General features: G+C 60.0%; 17 protein-coding genes. 13 read left to right on the forward strand and 4 right to left on the reverse strand.

Going from position 1 to position 20,736, the window contains the following annotated elements; genetic code table 11:
* Positions 1-24: 24 nt before the first annotated feature.
* The 5 genes from moaB (at position 25) to ubiT (ending at position 4,383) form a co-directional block, all read left to right on the forward strand.
* Positions 25-579, forward strand: a complete 555-nt coding sequence (moaB, locus tag AO353_RS22040; protein WP_054596863.1) for a molybdenum cofactor biosynthesis protein B — start codon at positions 25-27, stop codon at positions 577-579.
* A complete protein-coding gene (gene glp / locus AO353_RS22045; protein WP_054596864.1) occupies positions 576-1,811 on the forward strand; it encodes a gephyrin-like molybdotransferase Glp in 1,236 nt (411 codons plus the stop codon). The genes moaB and glp overlap by 4 nt, the downstream gene beginning before the upstream one ends.
* A gap of 214 nt (positions 1,812-2,025) precedes the next feature.
* Positions 2,026-3,021 carry a ubiquinone anaerobic biosynthesis protein UbiU gene (gene ubiU, locus AO353_RS22050; RefSeq protein WP_054596865.1) on the forward strand — a complete coding sequence of 332 codons (996 nt, stop codon included), beginning with the start codon at positions 2,026-2,028 and terminating at the stop codon, positions 3,019-3,021.
* Positions 3,022-3,031: 10 nt separating this feature from the next.
* Positions 3,032-3,922, forward strand: coding sequence for a U32 family peptidase (locus AO353_RS22055; RefSeq protein ID WP_054596866.1), 891 nt, complete (start codon positions 3,032-3,034; stop codon positions 3,920-3,922).
* Entirely contained in the window at positions 3,916-4,383 is a 468-nt protein-coding gene (gene ubiT / locus AO353_RS22060) for a ubiquinone anaerobic biosynthesis accessory factor UbiT (RefSeq protein WP_054596867.1), read from the forward strand. The genes AO353_RS22055 and ubiT overlap by 7 nt, the downstream gene beginning before the upstream one ends.
* 737 nt (positions 4,384-5,120) lie before the next feature.
* On the opposite strand, the gene AO353_RS22065 is transcribed toward ubiT, so the two are convergent.
* From AO353_RS22065 to AO353_RS22080, 4 genes are all read right to left on the reverse strand, one after another.
* Positions 5,121-5,525 (reverse strand): putative zinc-binding protein, encoded by a 405-nt coding sequence (locus tag AO353_RS22065; RefSeq protein WP_054596868.1) that lies wholly within the window; start codon positions 5,523-5,525, stop codon positions 5,121-5,123.
* Positions 5,526-5,600: 75 nt separating this feature from the next.
* Entirely contained in the window at positions 5,601-6,278 is a 678-nt protein-coding gene (locus tag AO353_RS22070; protein ID WP_054596869.1) for a Crp/Fnr family transcriptional regulator, read from the reverse strand.
* An 86-nt stretch (positions 6,279-6,364) separates the two neighbouring features.
* A complete protein-coding gene (gene narL / locus AO353_RS22075) occupies positions 6,365-7,012 on the reverse strand; it encodes a two-component system response regulator NarL (protein ID WP_054596870.1) in 648 nt (215 codons plus the stop codon).
* On the reverse strand, positions 7,009-8,811 hold the full coding sequence (locus tag AO353_RS22080) for a HAMP domain-containing protein (protein WP_054596871.1): 1,803 nt from the start codon (positions 8,809-8,811) through the stop codon (positions 7,009-7,011). Before AO353_RS22080 ends, narL begins: the two co-directional genes overlap by 4 nt.
* Positions 8,812-9,115: 304 nt before the next feature.
* Here AO353_RS22080 and AO353_RS22085 point away from each other — a divergent pair, with 304 nt between their 5' ends.
* The 8 genes from AO353_RS22085 to moaA all read left to right on the forward strand — a co-directional run bounded on the left by AO353_RS22085 (position 9,116) and on the right by moaA (position 20,594).
* A complete protein-coding gene (locus AO353_RS22085; RefSeq protein ID WP_054596872.1) occupies positions 9,116-10,420 on the forward strand; it encodes an MFS transporter in 1,305 nt (434 codons plus the stop codon).
* Positions 10,398-11,795: a NarK family nitrate/nitrite MFS transporter gene (locus AO353_RS22090; RefSeq protein ID WP_054596873.1), complete on the forward strand. Its 1,398-nt coding sequence runs from the start codon at positions 10,398-10,400 to the stop codon at positions 11,793-11,795. The genes AO353_RS22085 and AO353_RS22090 overlap by 23 nt, the downstream gene beginning before the upstream one ends.
* A gap of 66 nt (positions 11,796-11,861) precedes the next feature.
* Positions 11,862-15,635 (forward strand): nitrate reductase subunit alpha, encoded by a 3,774-nt coding sequence (locus tag AO353_RS22095; protein WP_054596874.1) that lies wholly within the window; start codon positions 11,862-11,864, stop codon positions 15,633-15,635.
* Position 15,636: 1 nt separating this feature from the next.
* Positions 15,637-17,175, forward strand: a complete 1,539-nt coding sequence (gene narH, locus AO353_RS22100; protein ID WP_054596875.1) for a nitrate reductase subunit beta — start codon at positions 15,637-15,639, stop codon at positions 17,173-17,175.
* Between the two features lie 2 nt (positions 17,176-17,177).
* Positions 17,178-17,933: a nitrate reductase molybdenum cofactor assembly chaperone gene (gene narJ / locus AO353_RS22105; RefSeq protein WP_054596876.1), complete on the forward strand. Its 756-nt coding sequence runs from the start codon at positions 17,178-17,180 to the stop codon at positions 17,931-17,933.
* A complete protein-coding gene (gene narI / locus AO353_RS22110) occupies positions 17,926-18,606 on the forward strand; it encodes a respiratory nitrate reductase subunit gamma (RefSeq protein ID WP_054596877.1) in 681 nt (226 codons plus the stop codon). Before narJ ends, narI begins: the two co-directional genes overlap by 8 nt.
* Positions 18,607-18,616: 10 nt before the next feature.
* The gene (locus AO353_RS22115) at positions 18,617-19,576 is read left to right on the forward strand and encodes a peptidylprolyl isomerase (RefSeq protein ID WP_054596878.1); all 960 of its coding nucleotides are present in this window, start codon (positions 18,617-18,619) and stop codon (positions 19,574-19,576) included.
* A gap of 25 nt (positions 19,577-19,601) precedes the next feature.
* Positions 19,602-20,594, forward strand: a complete 993-nt coding sequence (gene moaA, locus AO353_RS22120) for a GTP 3',8-cyclase MoaA (RefSeq protein ID WP_054596879.1) — start codon at positions 19,602-19,604, stop codon at positions 20,592-20,594.
* Positions 20,595-20,736: the final 142 nt, after the last annotated feature.

Consider the following 20,736-nt stretch of genomic DNA (forward strand, 5'->3'; position numbering starts at 1 on the left):
CCTCATCTACGGGAAGGCTTGGATATGGCCCATTTGGCGCAACGCACGTTTGAACCCCTGAACATTGCCGTGTTGACCATCAGCGATACGCGCACCTTCGAGACCGACACCTCGGGACAGACCCTGACTGATTTGCTGCAAACGGCCGGGCATGTGCTGGTCGATCGTGATCTGGTCAAGGATGATATTTATCAGATCCGCGCCAAGGTATCCCTCTGGATCGCCGACCCCAAGGTGCAGGTTGTACTGATGACCGGCGGCACCGGCTTCACCGCTCGCGACAATACGCCGCAAGCCGTCTTGCCCTTGCTGGACAAACATGTGGAAGGCTTTGGCGAACTGTTCCGTCAGGTCTCCCTGGCGGAAATCGGCATGTCCAGCTTGCAGTCACGGGCATTGGCCGGGATGAGCAACGGTGTGCTGGTGTGTTGCGTTCCGGGTTCGCCGGGGGCCTGCCGAACAGCCTGGAACATGATCCTGTTGGAACAACTGGACAGTCGTACCGGCCCGTGCAACTTCGCCCCGCATTTGAAGCCGCAAACGCAGCGGGTCATCGAAGCCTGCGAGACACGCTCATGACCGGTCGGGTGTGCGATCTCGGCAACCTGATACCCGTCGACGAGGCCATCGATCGTCTGTTGGATCAGGCACCGCCACCACCCCAGGCGCAAATGATCGGTCTGGATCAAGCCTTGGGGCGAGTTCTGGCAACCGACCTTCACTCCCTGGTGAACCTGCCGGCCTGGGACAACAGTGCCATGGACGGTTATGCCCTCAGGGCGGCCGACCTGCCATCGGAAGGTGGTTATCTGCCGATTGGCGGGCGAATTGCGGCGGGGGATCAGGCCTGCTTGCCCTTGATCGCACAGCAGGCGGTGCAGATCTTTACCGGTGCGCCATTGCCTGTGGGGGCCGATACGGTGGTGCCACAGGAGCGCTGCCGTATCGAGGGCGAGCGTGTCTGGTTCCCGCCCGTGATTGCGGGGGATCACGTGCGTAAGAAAGGCGAAGAGGTTCGTCGAGGCGATCTGTTACTCAAGGCCGGCAAGCGCCTGCGCGCACAAGAACTGGGGTTGCTGGCCGGCGCAGGCATAGCGCGGGTCGAGGTCTATCGACCATTGCAAGTGTGCTTGCTCAGCAGCGGAAATGAACTGCGTGAGCCAGGCGATGCATTGGTGCGGGGGCAGATTTACAACAGCAATCGCTATTGCCTGGCTGCGCTGTTGCGCGGTTGGGGCGTTGAGGTTCACGACTATGGCGTCATGGCCGATGAGTTGGCGGCCAGTCGGCATGCCTTGAGCCTGGCTTCTTCGGAATGCGACATGCTGCTGAGTTCCGGCGGCGTGTCGGTAGGCGAGGAGGACCACCTCAAACAGGCAATCGAGGAACTGGGCAGCGTGGATTTCTGGCGGCTGGCCATTCAGCCGGGTAAACCACTGGCTTATGGCGAAGTCGCCGGCAAACCCTGGATCGGCATGCCGGGCAATCCTTCGGCGGCGCTGATTACCGCGTTGGTGGTGGTGCGTCCGTTCCTGCTCAGGGCCCAGGGCGTGACTGACGTGCTGCCGGTGCCATTAGCCGTCCCGGCCGGATTCGACTGGTTGCAACGCAACAAGCGCCGGCAGTACCTGCGGGCAAGGCTGACGCCTGGTGCTGACGGCCAGTTGAGCGTGGAGCTGCACCCTCAGCAAAGCTCGGCGATGTTGACTGCTGCCTGCTGGGCCGACGGGCTGGCGGTGATCGAGTGCGAGCAGCAAGTGCTCAAGCACGACAACGTGATGTTCCTGTCCTTCGCCGACCTGATGCATTGATGGCAATTGATTGCCGTCAAGGCCGTGCCTGCCGGTCTGGCTAGACTGTGTGGCGAGGGAGCTTGCTCCCGCTGGGTCGTGAAGCGGCCCTGTTATTCAGGCCTGCTGCGCAGTCCAGCGTCGGAACGCCGCCCGGAACAAGCTCGCTCGCCACAAGCGCATTCCAACCATGACTGATCAGGCCCCGGACTGCGTTTTTTCATGAGGATTACCCATGCAACTGGTCTGCCCGGCAGGGAACCTGCCTGCGCTAAAAGCGGCGGTGCGCCAAGGCGCCGATGCCGTCTATGTCGGCTTTCGCGATGACACCAACGCCCGGCATTTCGCGGGCCTCAACATGGACGACAAGCAGTTCGACGCTGCGGTCGCCCACATCCGTCAGCATCAACGCAAACTCTACGTCGCGGTCAACACTTACCCGCAACCCAAGGGCTGGGAGCGCTGGCAGCGGGCAGTCGATCGAGCCGCCGATTTCGGCGTGGATGCGCTGATCGCCGCTGACCCGGGGGTGCTCGACTATGCCAGCCAGCGACATCCGCAACTGGCGTTGCACCTGTCGGTCCAAGGCTCGGCAACCCATGCCGCGGCGCTGGAGTTTTATGCCCAGCGCTACGGCATTCGACGCGCCGTGTTGCCGCGGGTGTTGTCGTTGGCGCAAGTACGCCAGGTTGCCGCCAGCAGCCCGGTACCCATCGAGGTGTTTGGCTTCGGCAGCTTGTGCATCATGGCCGAAGGGCGTTGCCACCTGTCCTCCTACATTACCGGTGAGTCGCCGAACCTGTGCGGTGTCTGTTCGCCGGCCAAGGCGGTGCGCTGGAGCGAGGACGCTCAAGGCTTGAGCGCACGACTCAGCGAAGTGCTGATTGACCGCTATACCCCTGACGAACCGGCCGGTTACCCGACCTTGTGCAAGGGTCGCTTCCTGGTCGACGGCAAACGCTTTCATGCGCTGGAGGAACCCACCAGCCTCGACACCCTCGACTTGCTCCCGGAGCTGACGGCCATCGGTGTCGAAGCGGTAAAAATCGAGGGCCGACAACGCAGTCCGGCCTATGTCGAACAAGTCACTCGCGTCTGGCGGGCGGCACTGGATGCCCATCGTGGTTCACCGGGCAGTTTTCGGGTCAAGGAGGAATGGCGTCAGGTACTGGCCGGCTTGTCCGAAGGCAGCCAGACCACCCTGGGCGCTTATCATCGATCATGGCAATGAGGGACGCGACATGAAACTCAGCCTGGGACCGGTCCTGTTCTATTGGGACAAAGCGCAACTCAGCAACTTTTACGCCGAGATGTCGGCCTTGCCTCTGGATGTGATTTACCTGGGGGAAACCGTGTGTTCGAAACGTCGGGCTTTTTCGCTGGATCAATGGCTGGGGTTGGGGCGCGAGTTACAGGCCTGCAGCCAGGCGCAGTTGGTGATCTCCAGCCTGACACTGATCGAAGCCGCGTCCGAACTCTCCAGCCTGCGCCGACTCTGCGACAACGGCCAATTGTTGGTGGAGGCCAACGACATGGGCGCGGTGCAGTTCCTGGCCGAGCGCAAATTGCCGTTCGTGGGCGGTCCGGCGCTCAATTTGTACAACGGGCACGCGCTGACGCAATTGCTGGACTGCGGAATGACCCGTTGGGTGCCGCCAGTAGAATGTTCGGCAGCGTTGATTGGCGATGTGATCGAGCAGGTCCGCGGACTTGGCCGCACAGTACCGGAAGTGGAAATCTTCGCCTATGGGCATTTGCCGTTGGCCTATTCCGCACGGTGTTTTACGGCCCGTGCGGAAAATCGGCCCAAGGACGACTGCCAGTTTTGCTGTATCAACTACCCCGATGGTCTCGCGCTGACCAGCCAGGAGGGGCAGCCGTTGTTTACCCTCAATGGCATTCAAACGATGTCGGCGCAGGTGACCAATCTACTGGCCGATTATTCCGGACTGGTGGCCTGCGGCGCCGATCTGCTGCGTCTGAGCCCGCGTGCTCAGGGTATGGCCGAGGTGATCGACGCCTATCAACGGGTTCGTCTGGGCGAGACACCGCCGCTGTTCGTCGAAGGCTGCAATGGTTACTGGCATGGCCAGGCCGGCATGTTGCGCGTCGAGGAGGTTGGCCTGTGTTGAACCGAAAAAAGTGGCTGTTGAAAGGCGCCGACCGCTTACTGCCGCTGGTGCGTCGAGTGCCTTTTGCCGTGCAGCGCCTGGCGTTGCAACAGGCACTGAATCGCTGCCTCGCCGAGCCATTGCGCGAGGGTGAGTTCGACGTGCTGCGGGGGCGTTGGCTGTGCCTGCGGATTCCGGATCTGGGCCTGTCCTGGTATCTGACGCTGGGCCGCGAGGGCTTGCAAATTGCCAGGCAGGCCACGGCTCACGTGACCATCAGCGGCAATTGGCGAGAGTTTCTGCTCCTGGCCAGTCGTCAGGAAGATCCGGACACGCTGTTTTTTCGCAGGCGTTTGGTGATTGAAGGGGATACGGAGTTGGGGCTGGCGTTGAAGAATCTGATCGACAGTCTTGATCCCGATGTTTTGCCTGTTTGGTTGTGGCGCAATCTGGAGCGGGCGGGGAAGGGGTTGGCGGCCTGATAGCCGACCTGTATTTTTGGTCGGAGTACATATCCATTTCTGCGGTAACGGCGGCTTAGGGTTCCGCCCTTACGGCGGGTTACTTTGAAAAGCGCAAAGTAACCAAACGCTTTCGCCCCTGACGTACGGTGGCTCGCCTAGGCTCGCCATGCCCTCACTCCGGTCCTGCTCCGTGGGCCCGCCGCCATCGGCCATCCATGGCCGGGGGCGGCTACCGCGGCATCCTTGCCGCGGTGCCCACTGCGCAGAACCTCCACTCGGCCTTCCGACGGGGCAGATCAAGATCAAAAGCCAAAGCCAAAGCAAGATCAACAGCTAGAGCCAAAGTGGCATTGAATCTGTGGGAGCGAGCTTGCTCCCACAGGGAAATGAGTACGTTTGAAGAGACAGGCCGGCCGGTAGGCCGCCTCGCCTTTGCGGTGCACGCCCCCTCGAGAGGCCGAGTGGAGGTTCTGCGCAGTGGGCAACCCGGCATGGATGCCGGGTTAGCCGCCCCCGGCCATGGATGGCCGATGGCGGCGGGCCCACGGAGCAGGACCGGAGCGAGGGCATGCCGAGCCTGGGCGAGGCACCGAACGAAAGGGGCAAGAGCGCTTTGGTTACTTTCGCGCTTTTCGAAAGTGACCCGCCGTAAGGGCGGAACCCTAAGCCGCCGTTACGGCAGAAATGGATATGTACTCAATCAACAAACCACAGACCGCCTTCGCGAGCAGACTCATTCCCACATTAGATTTTCGTCAGCCCTCAAGCCATCGTTTGCTGTCGGATTCATGCTGGCGAGTATCACTGGCAATCAACTGCCTGATCCCCTCAAACAACTCATCACTCTGCGCCTGCGTGCAGTCTTCGCCATGGCGTTTGCGCAGCCCATAGTGGCTCAGGATCAGGTGCACATCAGCATGCAGGCCATGTTGCTTGAGGCAGTTTTCGACGCATTGCAGCGGGCAGCCGTCCAGCGCGAAAATCCGGCGCCCCGAGCGCGCCTTGTTGAGCAACGCTGGCACATGCCCTCCGATACCGACGATGCAGGACATTTCAGCCAAGCCGCTGCGATCCAGCCGCACGGCCAGGGTGTTGGCCAGTTGGGCGACGTTGGAGCAGCCTGAGCAGGAGTAAACCAGAGGCAAAGTTGAGGGGGGCATTGACACTCTCCATTGATGGGCTCTTCCAGTGTGCAAGGCGCATGAGGTTACTCAATTGATTGCGGTCAATTCTGTCTACTGGAACGCTGCCAGCGCCTCTTCTTTGGCGAGGATGCGGATATTGCGTCGTTCCATTGCAATCAGGCCGCACTCGACCAACCGATGCAAAATCCGCGAAAAGGTTTCCGGCTGAATCCCCAGTTTCGATGCCACCAGGCGTTTGGATACTTGCAAGACGATCTGGCCAGTGACGGGATGGCGTTCCTGGAGCAGGAAATTGATGACCCGACGACTCGCGCTCGCCAGCGTCAACGTGTCTATGTCCCGCAGACGCAGGTGCAAGTGAACGCTCATGCTGGCCAGAATCGCGAGGCAAACCTTCGGCTGGTCCTCCAGGGCGTTGCGGTAATGGTTGCCCTCGATACTGACCAGCACACTGTCTTTCAGCGCGGTGGCGCTCACTGGATAGAGTCGGGCCTGGCTGAACAGCAAGGCTTCGGCAAAAGTCTGGCCGGGCTGGATGATCTCCACGAGGTTTTCCTGACCTTCGCCGGTGAGCCGGTACAACTTGATCTGACCGCTGACCAGCAGGAAAAAACGCTTGGCCGGATCCCCCTGGTGCATGAGTGTGCAGTGACAACTCAGGCGCTTGAGCATGGCCTGGCTGCAGACTTCCTCGAAGACTTTCTCCGGCAATTGGCTGAACAGGTGATGACGGCGCAACGTTAAAACGATAGAAGGGTGGGTCAGCATGGCGTACCTCCGCTGACGGTCATAGTAGAGGGCGCGGCCCGGATGACCTATGCCTCTGCAGGCCTACCTCCAAAGAGGAATACCCGTCAGCCGGCGTTGCGCAGATGCTCCATGGCCCACACCGCCGCCTCGACCCGCGAACGCAAGCCGAGTTTATGCAGCAGGTTCTTGACGTGAACCTTGACCGTCCCTTCGGTGATGCCGAGCTTGTGCCCGATGACTTTGTTGCTGAAGCCGCTGGCGATGATTTTCAGCACCTGCCGCTCACGTTCGGTCAGTTCCACCACCACCTGACGCGCAGGAGCACGCAGCGCCTGGGCCATGACTTGGGTCAGCCCCGGGCTGACCACCAACGCGCCGTTCAGCGCATCACGGATGTACTGAATCAACAGTTCGGGCTCCATGTCCTTGAGCAGATAGCCGTCGGCATCCAGGCGCAGTGCATCGCGAATATCGTCTTCAGCATCCGAGACAGTGAACAGCAGCACCTTGCCGGTGTAATGCATCGCGCGTAATCGGCGCAGGGTTTGAATGCCATTCATCTGCGGCATGTTGTTATCGAGCAAAACCAGATCCGGCTGCAGCGGCTCAATGAGGCTGAGTGCTTCTTCGCCGTTGCCGGCTTCGCCGACGATCTTGAAATCATCTTCGAGTTCGAGCATCTGGCGGATGCCGTGACGCATCATCGGATGGTCGTCTACCAGCAGGATGGTGTGTTGTTGGGACGGGTTCATGTGACGCTACCTTCTGTTTGCTGCCCGAGAAACTCCGGCTGGAATTCCAGTTGGACACGGGTGCCTTGCGGCTCCCTGGAAAATATCTGCAATTGGCCGTGCAAGCTGCGAGCTCGTTCGTCCATGATGTTCAGGCCGTGGTGTTCGCGCTGGTCGACGTTGCCGCTGAAGCCGCGCCCGTCGTCTTCGACGATGAGCCTGACGGTTTCGCCGTCCTGGCGCAGTTGTAACCAGGCGTTTTGCGCGTGGGCGTGGCGCAGGCAGTTGGAGAGTGCCTCGCGGGTGATCTGCAGAATGTGGATTTGCTCGCTGGCCGAGAGCGGAAAGGCCAGCGCATCGACGTGCAGGTGGACCTGAAATTCTCCGCGACGGGAGAACTCCTCGGCGGCGTCCTTGAGCTCTTGCACCAGTCCCGCATCGTGAATCTGCAAGCGAAAGGTGGTCAGCAGTTCGCGTAACTGGCGGTAGGCATTGTTCAGCCCCTCGCGCAATTCGGCGGTGACGGTTTCCAGGGTTTCGACTGGTTCGCCACGGCGCATCAGGGTCTGCATGCGGCTGACTTGCAGTTTCATGTAGGACAGGGCCTGGGCCAGTGAATCGTGCAGTTCGCGGGCGATGATCGTGCGCTCTTCGAGCAACAGCAGGCGATGATCCTGTTCCCGTTGGCGTTTGAGCGAAAGCGAGGTCCCAATCAGGTTGGCCAGGGCCTGGATCAACTGGGTTTCCCAGGCTTGCGCCGGATGCCCGTCGACAAAATGCGCCTTGAGCTCCCCCAGTTCGCTGCCCTGGTTGCTGATGCTGAAAGTCTGCGGGTTGGTTTTTTGGTGCTTCAGGCACGTGGCGCAATCGCTGCTGGCGCAGACATCCCGACTGTTTGCCCCATGCAGGGCGAGTAATTGCTGGGCGGGTGCCTGCAAGTGTCCTTGTAGACACAGCGACAGACGCAAGCCGGGCAGGCGTTGCTGGAAGCGCCGGATCAACTCGTCCAGGCCTTCGGCGTTGGCCAGGCGTGTGGCCAGGTTTCGACTGCTTTGGTACAGCAGCTCCAGGGCTGCATTGGCTTGTTGCAAGTTCAGGGTTTTTTGCTGGACCTGGCTCTCCAGGGTGCGATGCGATTCTTCGATCGTTTCCGCCATGGCATTGAAACTCGTGGCCAACTGGCCCAGTTCGTCCTGGGACTGATGGTTGACCCGCACCTTGAAATCGCCACGACGAAAGCGCTGGGTGGCGTCCACCAATTCTTTCAAGGGCGTGACAACGCCGTACTGCAGTTCATATAGCCCTACCAGCAGGACGATCATGGTAGTGAACAAGGCCAGGCCCTGGATCGCCTGTTGCCAGCCTTGCTTTTGTTCGCTTTGGCGCTGCAACAGGCTGACAAACTGGTTCAGTTGTTCAACGAAAGGCTGGGTCAGAGCCTGAAAAGAGGCCACATCGCCACGTTCGAGTGCCGGGCGTAAATCCTCGTTCCAGCGTTGCTGGATTTGCCCATAGCTGATTTGCAGAGCGGTGGGCGGGCCATCTTCCAGTACCGCTTTGAGTGACTGGCTGTTGAGGCGAGTTTGCAGGCTGTCGGTGATGCTGGCGACTTCTTCGCCAGGTGCGCCAGCGGCCAGTTTCCAGCTCAGGTGGTACGTCTCCATGCGCACCGAGCCTGCGGTGTTGATCGCTGCGGCATCGCCCTGACTGAACCAGGCGATCAATCCGGCGCTCAATGAACTGGCAAGGGCGAGTATGGCGATAAGGATCACTGCCAACCCGGCGCGAGCGGGCAGGGAGCTGCGCAACCAGCGCATCATCAGCGATGATCCTGGGGAAAGACACGGAAACTGAGCATACGGCGTCCCGGAGTGCGGTTTTGCAGCCAGTCCCGGGTGCGCTACCTCTAAAGAGTTGCCGACGTCTCCCTGTCGGCAATGGCGTTACTGGAAAACCTTAAGAAGCTGATAAATAAAGGGTTTCAAGGTTTTCTTGAACTACCTCCTTGGAGGTAGGCCGGGCAAGGATAGCCCCTTGCCCTCATGGGCTTCGTTGACGTGGATCAAGTTTTTGCGGGGTTCGCCTCTCTAGTCTGCCGCCATGGCTAACTGACTGGAGAGCATTGTGATCCAACCGCGTGTACGACAAGGCTTGGTGCTGGGCATGAGTACGTTGGCCTTCACCGTCTGTTTCATGGTCTGGATGATGTTTGCTGTGCTCGGGGTACCGATCAAGGAACTGCTCCAGCTCAACGAAACCCAGTTCGGCCTCTTGGCCGCAACCCCGGTGCTGACCGGCTCGCTGGTGCGTTTACCGCTGGGCCTGCTGACTGACCGCTTTGGTGGTCGCAGCGTGTTCTTCTTGCTGATGCTGTCCTGCGTCGCACCGCTGTACCTGATCAGTCACGCCACCGCCTACTGGCAATTCCTGGTACTGGGCTTGTTCGTCGGTCTGGCCGGTGGCTCGTTTTCAGTGGGCATTGCCTACGTCGCCAAATGGTTCGACAAGGAGAACCAGGGCTTCGCCATGGGCATCTTTGGTGCCGGCAATGCGGGAGCCGCAGTGACCAAGTTTCTCGCTCCGGCACTGATCGCTGCCGGCAGTTGGCAACTGGTGCCAAAGGTCTTCAGCGCGATCCTGTTCATTACCGCGCTGTTGTTCTGGTTCGTCAGCGCCGAAAACAAGAACCACCGTAGTGCCGCCGGCGCCAGCTTGCGTGAACAGTTGCGTTCGCTGAAAGATCCGGCGGTGTGGCGCTACTGCCAGTACTACTCGATCGTCTTCGGCGGCTACGTCGCCCTGGCCTTGTGGATGACCAAGTACTACGTGCAGGAATACGGTTTCAGCCTGCAAAGCGCAGCGCTGCTGGCGGCCTGTTTTTCCCTGCCCGGCGGGGTCCTGCGTGCCGTCGGCGGCTGGATGTCGGATCGCTGGGGCGCGCAAAGCGTGACCTGGTGGGTGTTGTGGGTCAGCTGGATCTGCCTGTTCCTGCTCTCGTACCCACAGACCCAACTGCAAGTGCAAACCCTCAACGGTCCGATGGATTTTCACATCGGCCTGAATCCTGCGCTGTTTACCGTGCTGCTATTCGTCATGGGCATCGCCTTCGCGTTCGGCAAAGCCTCGGTTTTCAAATACATCGCCAATGACTACCCGAAAAACATGGGGGCCGTGTCCGGCATCGTTGGCCTGGCGGGCGGCCTGGGCGGTTTCGTGTTGCCGATTCTGTTCGGCGCCCTGGTGGACCTCACCGGGGTGCGCTCTTCCTGCTTCATGTTGATGTACGGCGTGGTCTGGGTCTCCCTCACCTGGATGTACTTCAGCGAAATACGCAAGACCCCGGTGTTCGGTAAAGAGCTGCCGGTGACCACTTCCCCGTTTTCCAGCATTGCCCAAGGAGAAGAACATGTCCGTTCTGCAAAAGCCTGACAAAGGCCCGGTGATTCATGACTGGCGCCCCGAGGACCCCGCATTCTGGGGGCGTAGCGGCAAACAGACTGCCACCCGCAACCTGTGGATTTCCATTCCTGCACTGCTGCTGGCCTTTGCGGTGTGGATGGTCTGGAGCACGGTAATTGTGCGTTTGAATGCCATCGGCTTCAGCTTCACCACCGACCAGTTGTTTTGGCTGGCGGCGTTGCCGGGTTTGTCTGGTGCGACCTTGCGCGTCTTCTACTCATTCATGGTGCCGATTTTCGGTGGCCGGCGCTGGACCGCCCTGAGTACCGCATCGCTGTTGTTGCCCTCGATCTGGATGGGTTTCGCCGTGCAGAACCCAAGCACCTCTTACAGCGTGTTCGTATTGATCGCCTTGCTCTGCGGTTTTGGTGGCGGCAACTTTGCCTCGAGCATGTCCAACATCAGCTTCTTCTATCCCAAGTCTCAGCAGGGTACAGCCCTTGGCCTCAACGCCGGGTTGGGTAACCTGGGCGTTTCGGTGATGCAATTCTGTGTACCGCTGGTGATCACCTTCGGTGTGTTCGGCTTTATGGGCGGTAAACCGCAAGTCCTGGCCGACGGTGGCCAGTTGTGGTTGCAGAATGCCGGGTTGATCTGGGTGCCGTTCATTGTGTTGGTGACGCTGCTGGCCTGGTTCGGCATGAATGATCTGTCCAGTGCCCGCGCTTCGTTCAGCGACCAGGCCGTTATCTTCAAACGCAAGCACAACTGGCTGATGTGCTGGTTGTACCTGGCGACTTTCGGTTCGTTCATCGGTTTTTCCGCGGCGTTTCCGCTGCTGATCAAGACCTCCTTTCCTGATGTCATCGCCTTGAAATTCGCCTTCCTCGGCCCATTGGTCGGCGCACTGGTACGCCCGTTGGGTGGCTGGCTGGCGGACAAGCTCGGTGGTGCGAAAGTGACCTTGTGGAACTTCATGCTGATGATCGTGATGGTCTTCGGCGTATTGCACTTCCTCCCCCAGAACGGTTCGGGCGGCAACTTCTACGGCTTCCTTGGCATGTTCATGCTGCTGTTCATCACCACCGGTGTCGGCAATGGCTCCACCTTCCGGATGATCCCGGTGATCTTTCGCACCCAGCATGAAAAAGCCTCTGCCGGAAAACCACCCGCCGTGCGCGAACAAGCGCTCAAGGATGCCGGCAAAGAGTCGGCCGCCGTCCTCGGTTTCAGTTCGGCCATCGGCGCCTTCGGTGCGTTCTTCATTCCCAAATCCTTCGGCACTTCGATGGCCCAGACCGGCGGCCCTGAGATGGCTTTCTACATGTTCGTCGGCTTTTACCTGAGCTGCATTGTGGTGACCTGGTGGTGGTACGCGCGCAAAGGCGCCGCAACCCCCTGCTAAGACGATCCGAATCCAACCTGCGTGGGCGGGGCACAGAACCCCGCAGCAAGCCTGAGAGGACACACCGTGAGTCATTTACTGGATCAACTGCGGTTTTTCAATCGCAAGCAAAACGAGTTTTCCGACGGTCACGGCGAGACCCGCAAAGAGTCTCGCGACTGGGAGAACGTCTACCGTTCGCGCTGGCAGTACGACAAGATCGTGCGTTCCACCCATGGGGTGAACTGCACCGGGTCTTGTTCGTGGAAAATCTACGTCAAGAACGGCTTGATCACTTGGGAAACCCAGCAGACCGACTACCCGCGTACCCGCAATGATCTGCCTAACCATGAGCCCCGTGGTTGCCCGCGTGGCGCCAGTTACAGCTGGTACATCTACAGCGCCAACCGGCTCAAGTACCCGAAAATCCGCAAGCCGTTGCTCAAGCTCTGGCGTGATGCGCGGCAGACCCTGGCGCCAGTGGAAGCGTGGGCCAGCATCGTCGAGGACAAGGTCAAGGCCGACTCCTATAAAAGCAAGCGTGGCATGGGCGGCTTCATTCGTTCCAACTGGGAGGAAGTCAACGAGATCATTGCCGCGTCCAACGTCTACTCCATCAAACAATATGGCCCCGACCGCATCGTCGGGTTCTCGCCGATCCCGGCCATGTCGATGGTCAGCTATGCGGCCGGTTCGCGTTACCTGTCGCTGATCGGCGGCGCTTGCCTGAGTTTCTACGACTGGTACTGCGACTTGCCACCGGCTTCGCCGATGGTCTGGGGCGAGCAGACCGACGTGCCGGAATCGGCCGACTGGTACAACTCCAACTACATTATCGCCTGGGGCTCCAACGTCCCGCAGACGCGCACCCCGGACGCGCACTTCTTCACCGAAGTCCGTTACAAGGGCACCAAGACTGTCGCCATCACCCCCGACTATTCGGAAGTGGCCAAGCTCACCGACCTGTGGCTGAACCCTAAACAAGGCACTGACGCAGCGCTGGCCCAGGCGTTCAACCATGTGATCTTCAAAGAGTTCCACCTGGACAAACCGAGCGCTTATTTCACTGACTACGCCAAGCGCTTCACCGATTTGCCGGTGCTGGTGCTGCTCAAGCAAATGCCCGACAAGGCACCGGGTGCCGGTTATCAGCCGGACCGTTTCTTGCGCGCCAGTGACCTGACCGACAACCTTGGTCAGGAAAACAATCCGCAATGGAAAACCATCGCCCTGGATGTCAACGGTGAACTGGTATCCCCTCAAGGTTCCATCGGCTATCGCTGGGGCGAGAAGGGCAAGTGGAACATCCTCCCTCGTGAAGGCGGCGAAGGCCGTGAGATCGATCTCAAGCTGAGCCTGATTGGCGATGACGTCGCCGAAGTGGCGTTCCCGTATTTTGCCGGCGAATCCCACGAGCACTTCCAGCACGTTGCTGGCGATGCCGTGCAGTACCGCCGTGTGCCAGTGCATAACGTGGTGCTGGCAGACGGTAGCATCGCTAAAGTTGCAACGGTGTTTGACCTGTCGGCAGCCAACCTGGCTATCGACCGCGGTCTCGGTGGCGCTAACGTCGCCAAGGATTACAACGACGCTTCGGTGCCGGGAACTCCAGCCTGGCAGGAGCAGATCACTGGCGTCAGCCGTGAGAAAGCGATCCAGATCGCCCGTGAGTTCGCCGACAACGCCGACAAGACCAAGGGCCGCTCGATGATCATCGTCGGCGCGGCAATGAACCACTGGTACCACATGGACATGAACTACCGCGGGCTGATCAACATGCTCATGCTCTGCGGGTGTGTCGGTCAGACCGGTGGCGGTTGGGCGCACTACGTCGGCCAGGAAAAGCTCCGTCCGCAATGCGGCTGGCTGCCCCTGGCGTTCGGCCTGGACTGGAATCGTCCACCCCGTCAAATGAACGGCACCAGCTTCTTCTACGCCCACAGTTCGCAATGGCGCCACGAGAAAATGAGCATGCACGACGTGCTCTCGCCGCTGGCCGATAAATCGCAATTTCCCGAGCATGCGCTGGACTACAACATCCGCGCCGAACGTGCCGGCTGGTTGCCCAGCGCACCGCAACTCAATACCAACCCGCTGCACATTTGCCGCGATGCCGCCGCAGCCGGCATGGACCCGAAAGACTACGTGGTCAAGTCGCTGCAGGATGGTTCGCTGCGCTTCTCCTGCGAGCAGCCGGACAGCCCGGTGAACTTCCCGCGCAACATGTTTATCTGGCGTTCGAACTTGCTGGGCTCCTCGGGCAAGGGCCACGAGTACATGCTCAAGTACCTGCTCGGCACCAAAAACGGAGTGATGAACGAAGACATTGGCCAGGTCGGCGATTGCAAACCCGAAGAAGCCGAATGGGTGGACGAGGGTGCCATCGGCAAGCTTGACCTGGTCACCACGCTGGACTTCCGCATGTCCTCGACTTGCGTCTACTCCGACATCGTCTTGCCGACCGCAACCTGGTACGAAAAAGACGACATGAACACCTCGGACATGCACCCGTTCATTCACCCGTTGTCGGCGGCTATCGATCCGGCCTGGGAATCGCGTTCCGACTGGGAGATCTACAAAGGCATCGCCAAGGCGTTTTCCAGCATGTCGGAAGGGCACCTGGGCGTTGAAAAAGACCTGGTGACCATCCCGCTGATGCACGACAGCGTCGGCGAACTGGCCCAGCCGTTTGGCGGCACCGACTGGAAAAGCGCCGGCGTGGCACCGATACCGGGCAAGAACGCGCCGAACCTGCATGTGGTCGAGCGTGACTACCCGAACATCTACAAACAGTTCTCCTCGCTGGGGCCATTGCTGGAAAAGCACGGCAACGGCGGCAAGGGCATCAACTGGAACACCGATGACGAAGTGAAGTTCCTCGGTGAACTCAATCACCACGAAGGGGCTGCCGGGATCAGCCATGGTCGGCCGAAAATCGACACGGCGATCGATGCCGCGGAAGTGATTCTGTCTCTGGCACCGGAAACCAACGGCCATGTCGCCGTCAAGGCCTGGGCCGCGTTGTCGGAATTTACCGGCATCGATCACAGTCACCTGGCGTTGTCCAAGGCCCATGAGGCGATTCGTTTCCGCGACATTCAGGCACAGCCGCGCAAGATCATCTCCAGCCCGACCTGGTCGGGACTCGAAGACGATCACGTCAGCTACAACGCCGGCTACACCAATGTTCACGAGGCGATCCCATGGCGCACCATCACCGGCCGTCAGCAGTTCTATCAGGATCACCCGTGGATGCAGGCATTCGGTGAGCAACTGATGAGTTATCGGCCGCCGGTCAACACCCGGACCATCGAAGGGGTGAAAGGCAAGCGCAGTAACGGCGAGACCGAAATCGTCCTGAACTGGATCACTCCGCACCAGAAATGGGGCATTCACAGTACCTACAGCGACAATCTGCTGATGCTGACCCTCAGCCGTGGCGGGCCGATTGTCTGGCTCTCGGAGGTCGACGCGAAACGCGCCGGCATCGAGGACAACGACTGGATCGAGTGCTTCAACGCCAACGGCGCATTGACCGCCCGGGCGGTGGTCAGCCAGCGGGTCAAGGAAGGCATGGTGATGATGTACCACGCCCAGGAACGGATCGTGAACGTGCCAGGTTCAGAAACCACCAAGACCCGTGGCGGCCACCACAATTCAGTCACCCGGGTGGTGCTCAAGCCGACCCACATGATCGGCGGCTATGCCCAGCAGGCCTACGGTTTCAACTATTACGGCACGGTCGGCTGCAACCGCGATGAATTCGTCGTGGTGCGCAAGATGGCCAAAGTCGACTGGCTCGATGGTTCAAGTGGCGATGACCTGCCACGTCCCCTGCCGACCGATATCGAGGAGAACTGAGATGAAGATTCGCTCACAAATCGGCATGGTTCTGAACCTGGACAAATGCATCGGTTGCCACACCTGTTCGATCACCTGCAAAAACGTCTGGACCAGCCGCGAAGGTATGGAATACGCCTGGTTCAACAACGTCGAATCGAAACCGGGGATTGGCTATCCGAAAGAATGGGAAAACCAGGACAAGTGGAAGGGCGGCTGGATTCGCAACGCCAACGGCACGATCAACCCGCGCATTGGCGGGAAATTCCGGGTGTTGGCGAACATTTTCGCCAACCCTGACCTGCCGAGCCTCGACGACTACTACGAACCGTTCGACTTCGATTACCAGCACCTGCACACCGCGCCGCTGGGCGAGCACCAGCCAACAGCGCGCCCGCGTTCGCTGATCTCCGGCAAGCGCATGGAGAAAATCGAGTGGGGCCCGAACTGGGAGGAGATTCTCGGTACCGAGTTCGCCAAGCGCCGCAAGGACAAGAACTTCGACAAGATTCAGGCGGACATTTACGGCGAATACGAAAACACCTTCATGATGTATCTGCCGCGCCTGTGCGAGCACTGCCTCAACCCGACCTGCGCGGCCTCGTGCCCGAGCGGGGCGATCTACAAGCGCGAAGAGGATGGCATCGTCCTGATCGACCAGGAAAAATGCCGTGGCTGGCGGATGTGCATCAGCGGTTGTCCGTACAAGAAGATCTATTTCAACTGGAAAAGCGGCAAGTCCGAGAAATGCATCTTCTGCTACCCGCGTATCGAAGCCGGGATGCCGACCGTTTGCGCTGAAACCTGCGTCGGGCGCATTCGTTATCTCGGGGTGCTGCTGTATGACGCCGATCGCATCAGCGAAGTGGCAAGCACCGCCAATGAGCAGGATCTGTACGAGAAACAACTGGAGATCTTCCTCGACCCGAATGACCCGGCGGTGATCCGTCAGGCCTTGGCCGATGGTGTGCCGCAGTCAGTGATCGACTCTGCGCAACGTTCGCCGGTCTACAAAATGGCCGTGGACTGGAAGTTGGCGCTGCCGCTGCACCCGGAATACCGCACCTTGCCGATGGTCTGGTACGTACCGCCGCTGTCGCCGATCCAGAATGCGGCGACCGCCGGCACCGTGGGCCTGAACGGGGTGATCCCGGATGTCGACAGCCTGCGTATTCCACTGAAGTACCTGGCGAACCTGCTGACAGCGGGCGATGAAAAACCGGTCAAGCGTGCGCTTAAACGCTTGCTGGCGATGCGCGCCTACAAACGTTCCGAGCAAGTCGATGGCGTCCAGGACCTGCAAGTGCTTAAGGATGTCGGCTTGAGCGTGGCCCAGGTCGAAGAAATGTATCGCTACCTGGCGATCGCCAACTACGAAGACCGCTTTGTGGTGCCCAGCGCCCACCGTGAAGACGCGATGAGCGATGCCTTCGCCGAGCGCTCCGGTTGCGGTTTCAGTTTCGGCAGCGGCTGTAGCGGCAGCTCCGACACCAACATGTTCGGCGCCAAGAAAGCCAACCGCCGCGACATCCTCAAAACCGTTCAGTTGTGGGAGGAATGAGCATGCAAATTCTCAAAGTGATTTCGCTGCTGCTCGACTACCCGACCGAGGCATTGATTGGCGGTCGCGACGAACTGGAGCAGGCGATCATCGAGTCCCGGGAAATCAGCCCCAAGCAGCGCGGTGCGTTATTCGAGTTGCTGGAGCTGATCTGCACCAATGACCTGATGGACGGACAGGAGCACTACGGTGCGCTGTTCGGCCGGGGGCGTTCGCTGTCGCTGCTGCTGTTCGAGCATGTGCACGGTGAGTCCCGTGACCGAGGTCAGGCGATGGTCGACATGATGGCGCAATACGAAGCCGCCGGGTTTGCCATTGGCGTCAAAGAACTTCCGGACTATATCCCGCTGTATCTGGAGTTCCTTTCTACTCGCGAAGACATCGAGGCCCGCGAGGGCCTGGCAGATGTGTCGCACCTGTTGGCCTTGCTCGCGGCGCGTCTGGATGAGCGTGAAAGTGCGTACGCCAGTTGCTTCCGCGCGCTGCTGCAAATTGCCGGGGCCGAGCCGCATCAGGCGGTGGCCGACCTGCGGGCGCAGGTGGCTGCGGAGCCGCGTGACGACTCCCTCGAAGCCCTCGACAAGATCTGGGAAGAGGAGGCCGTGGACTTTCTCCAGGCCGAACAGCAGGACCGTTGCAGTTCGCTGCCGAGCGCACCGGGCAAGGTCCGGGAAGAAAGCGCAGTGCCATTGCACTGGGTGGATTTTCAGCATGAAGGGTTGGCCGCCGTGCCGGCCAAGGAGGTAGGCAATGTCTAAATGGAACCTGTTGTTGTTCGGGATCTATCCCTATATCGCCCTGGCTATTTGCCTGATTGGCAGTTGGGCCCGCTTCGATCTGTCGCAGTACACCTGGAAGGCAGGCTCCAGTCAGATGCTCAACCAGCGCGGCATGCGCGTGGCGAGCAATTTTTTCCACATCGGGGTGTTGTTCATACTGGCCGGGCACTTCGTCGGCCTGTTGACCCCGGCGTCGGTTTATCACCATGTGATCAGCACTGAGAACAAGCAGCTGCTGGCAATGGTCTCCGGCGGGTTTTTCGGCCTGTTGTGCCTGGTTGGTCTACTGATGCTGGTCAATCGGCGGCTGAGCGATCCACGGGTACGCGCCACTTCCAGCACTTCGGACATTCTGGTGTTGCTGGTGCTGCTGGCGCAGTTGCTGCTCGGTCTGCTGACGATTGTGGCGTCCACTGAACACATGGACGGCTCGGTGATGGTGATGCTCGCCGATTGGGCGCAGAACACCGTGCTGTTGCGGCCGATGGAAGCGGCGGCGTCCATCGCGCCGGTCGGCTTGATCTACAAGCTGCATGTGTTTCTCGGTTTGACCCTGTTCGTGCTGTTCCCCTTCACCCGTCTCGTACACATGATCAGTGCACCGGTCTGGTACTTGGGGCGTCGTTATCAAATCGTTCGTCAGAAGTTCTGAGGAGACAATCATGTCAGGTGGATGTGGATGTGGTGGCGGTAACGGGGGCAGCGGTGGCTGCGGTTCTTCCAAACAAACGCAACCCGATGTTGTGGATATCGCGCCGACCGGGGCGGTGCAGTTTGACGCACTCCCGGTTGCGCCGGCGGCCCACGACGCCCCGGCGCAGTTGATCGCCAGCAGTGAGCAGGAGTGGCCGATCATCAGCGTCAACGCGGTGTCGATCACCCCGGAGGCGATGGCTCAGGAACTGCAATATCACCCGGCGGAAAGCCGCGAGGAGGCGGTCTACCTGGCCGCCAGGGCGCTGGTGATCCGCGAGTTGTTGCAGCAACGCATTGCCGAACTCGGCGTGTCGCTGGAAGTCGGCTCCGGTGAGAACGAAGAAGAAGCGGCCACGCGCTTGTTGCTTGAGCGTGAGGTGCAGGTGCCTCAGTGCGATGAGGAAACCAGCCTTCGTTACTACGAAAACAATCGCGGGCGCTTTCACAGCGCGCCGTTGCTGGCGGTGCGGCACATCCTGCTCGAATGTGCGCCGGACGATGCCGAGGCCCGCGCGCTTGCGCATGTTCAAGCTGAAGTTCTGTTGCAGCGGCTGGAGGATTTTCCCGGCAGTTTCGCCGAGATGGCCGTGAAATATTCGGCCTGCCCGTCGAAAGCTCAAGGCGGTTCTTTGGGACAGATCAGCAAGGGTCAGACCGTACCTGAACTGGAACGTCAGCTGTTCACCCTGGCGCCGGGGCTGGCGAGTAAACCGCTGGAAAGTCGTTACGGTTGGCATGTGGTCAGTGTCGATCAGCGGGTCGAAGGCATGCCGTTGCCCTATGAAGTGGTGTCGACGGCGATCCGCACGCAGTTGCAGCAAGGTGTCTGGCAAAAAGCCCTGGTGCAATACCTGCAAACCCTGATCGGTGCGGCGGATATTCGCGGCATCCACTTGCAGGGCGCCGACTCACCGCTAGTGCAGTGAGCCTTGGGGTAAACGGGGAGATGTGATGAACGCTGTCATGCAGGATGGTTTTGGACGGCAGATCGACTATCTGCGGATGTCGGTGACGGACCGTTGTGATTTTCGCTGTGTGTATTGCATGGCGAAAAACATGACGTTTCTGCCGCGTCAGCAGGTCCTGACGCTGGAGGAACTGCAGCGTCTGGCGGCGCTGTTCGTCGGCCAAGGTGTTCGCAAAATCCGCCTCACCGGCGGCGAACCGCTGATCCGTCCCGGTATTGTCGGGCTGTGCCGCAACATCGCCGCCTTACCCGGTTTGCGCGAACTGGTGATGACCAGCAACGGCTCGCAACTGGGCCGTTTGGCCCGGCCGTTGGCGGAGGCAGGGGTCAAGCGGATGAACATCAGTCTCGATAGCCTGGACGGGCAGAAGTTTCGCGCGATCACCCGCAACGGCGATCTCGATCAGGTGCTGGGCGGCATTGAAGCCGCGCGGGGCGCGGGGTTTGAGCGGATCAAGCTGAACTGTGTGGTGATGAAGGGGCGCAACTTCGATGAAGTCCCGGCGTTGGTGCAATACGCCATCGATCAACACATCGATATCAGTTTTATCGAAGAAATGCCCTTGGGTGATGTTGGCCGCGCGCGTGGCGAGTCGTTTTGTTCCAGCGACGAAGTGCGGGCGTTGATCGCCAGTCGTCATCGATTGCTCGACAGCGCCGAAAACAGTGGCGGACCGGCACGCTACGTTCGCCTGGAAGACCATTCCGATACCCGGATCGGTTTCATTTCACCCAACAGCCACAACTTCTGTGGCAGCTGCAACCGGGTGCGGATGACCGTTGAGGGGAAGCTGTTGCTCTGTCTGGGGCAGGACGATGCCCTGGATTTACGCGGATTACTGCGGCGTTACCCGCTGGATGACCAACCTCTGGTCAACGCGGTGCAGAAGGCCTTGCGCGGCAAGCCGCTACGCCACGACTTCGGCCCCGAAGGGGAGGTGCAGATTGTGCGGTTCATGAACATGAGCGGCGGGTGAACTGATCTGTTAAGGAAAGAGTTTGCCAAACACAATCCTTGTGGCGAGGGAGCTTGCTCCCGCTCGGCCGCGAAGCGGTCGTAATCCTGCTAGCTCGATTTGTCTGAATAATCGTATTGCCTCATTTAGGGTTGCTTCGCAA

The sequence above is a fragment of the Pseudomonas fluorescens genome (assembly GCF_001307155.1).
In the GTDB taxonomy this organism is placed as follows: domain Bacteria; phylum Pseudomonadota; class Gammaproteobacteria; order Pseudomonadales; family Pseudomonadaceae; genus Aquipseudomonas; species Aquipseudomonas helvetica.

Excerpts from the sequence above, each read along its gene's own strand:
- narH (WP_054596875.1), top strand. The coding sequence starts at position 15,637 with ATGAAGATTCGCTCACAAATCGGCATGGTTCTGAACCTGGACAAATGC.
- glp (WP_054596864.1), top strand. The coding sequence starts at position 576 with ATGACCGGTCGGGTGTGCGATCTCGGCAACCTGATACCCGTCGACGAG.
- narI (WP_054596877.1), top strand. The coding sequence starts at position 17,926 with ATGTCTAAATGGAACCTGTTGTTGTTCGGGATCTATCCCTATATCGCC.
- narJ (WP_054596876.1), top strand. The coding sequence starts at position 17,178 with ATGCAAATTCTCAAAGTGATTTCGCTGCTGCTCGACTACCCGACCGAG.
- AO353_RS22080 (WP_054596871.1), bottom strand. The coding sequence starts at position 8,811 with ATGATGCGCTGGTTGCGCAGCTCCCTGCCCGCTCGCGCCGGGTTGGCA.
- moaA (WP_054596879.1), top strand. The coding sequence starts at position 19,602 with ATGAACGCTGTCATGCAGGATGGTTTTGGACGGCAGATCGACTATCTG.
- narL (WP_054596870.1), bottom strand. The coding sequence starts at position 7,012 with ATGAACCCGTCCCAACAACACACCATCCTGCTGGTAGACGACCATCCG.
- AO353_RS22065 (WP_054596868.1), bottom strand. The coding sequence starts at position 5,525 with ATGCCCCCCTCAACTTTGCCTCTGGTTTACTCCTGCTCAGGCTGCTCC.
- AO353_RS22070 (WP_054596869.1), bottom strand. The coding sequence starts at position 6,278 with ATGCTGACCCACCCTTCTATCGTTTTAACGTTGCGCCGTCATCACCTG.
- AO353_RS22115 (WP_054596878.1), top strand. The coding sequence starts at position 18,617 with ATGTCAGGTGGATGTGGATGTGGTGGCGGTAACGGGGGCAGCGGTGGC.
- moaB (WP_054596863.1), top strand. The coding sequence starts at position 25 with ATGGCCCATTTGGCGCAACGCACGTTTGAACCCCTGAACATTGCCGTG.
- AO353_RS22090 (WP_054596873.1), top strand. The coding sequence starts at position 10,398 with ATGTCCGTTCTGCAAAAGCCTGACAAAGGCCCGGTGATTCATGACTGG.
- AO353_RS22055 (WP_054596866.1), top strand. The coding sequence starts at position 3,032 with ATGAAACTCAGCCTGGGACCGGTCCTGTTCTATTGGGACAAAGCGCAA.
- ubiU (WP_054596865.1), top strand. The coding sequence starts at position 2,026 with ATGCAACTGGTCTGCCCGGCAGGGAACCTGCCTGCGCTAAAAGCGGCG.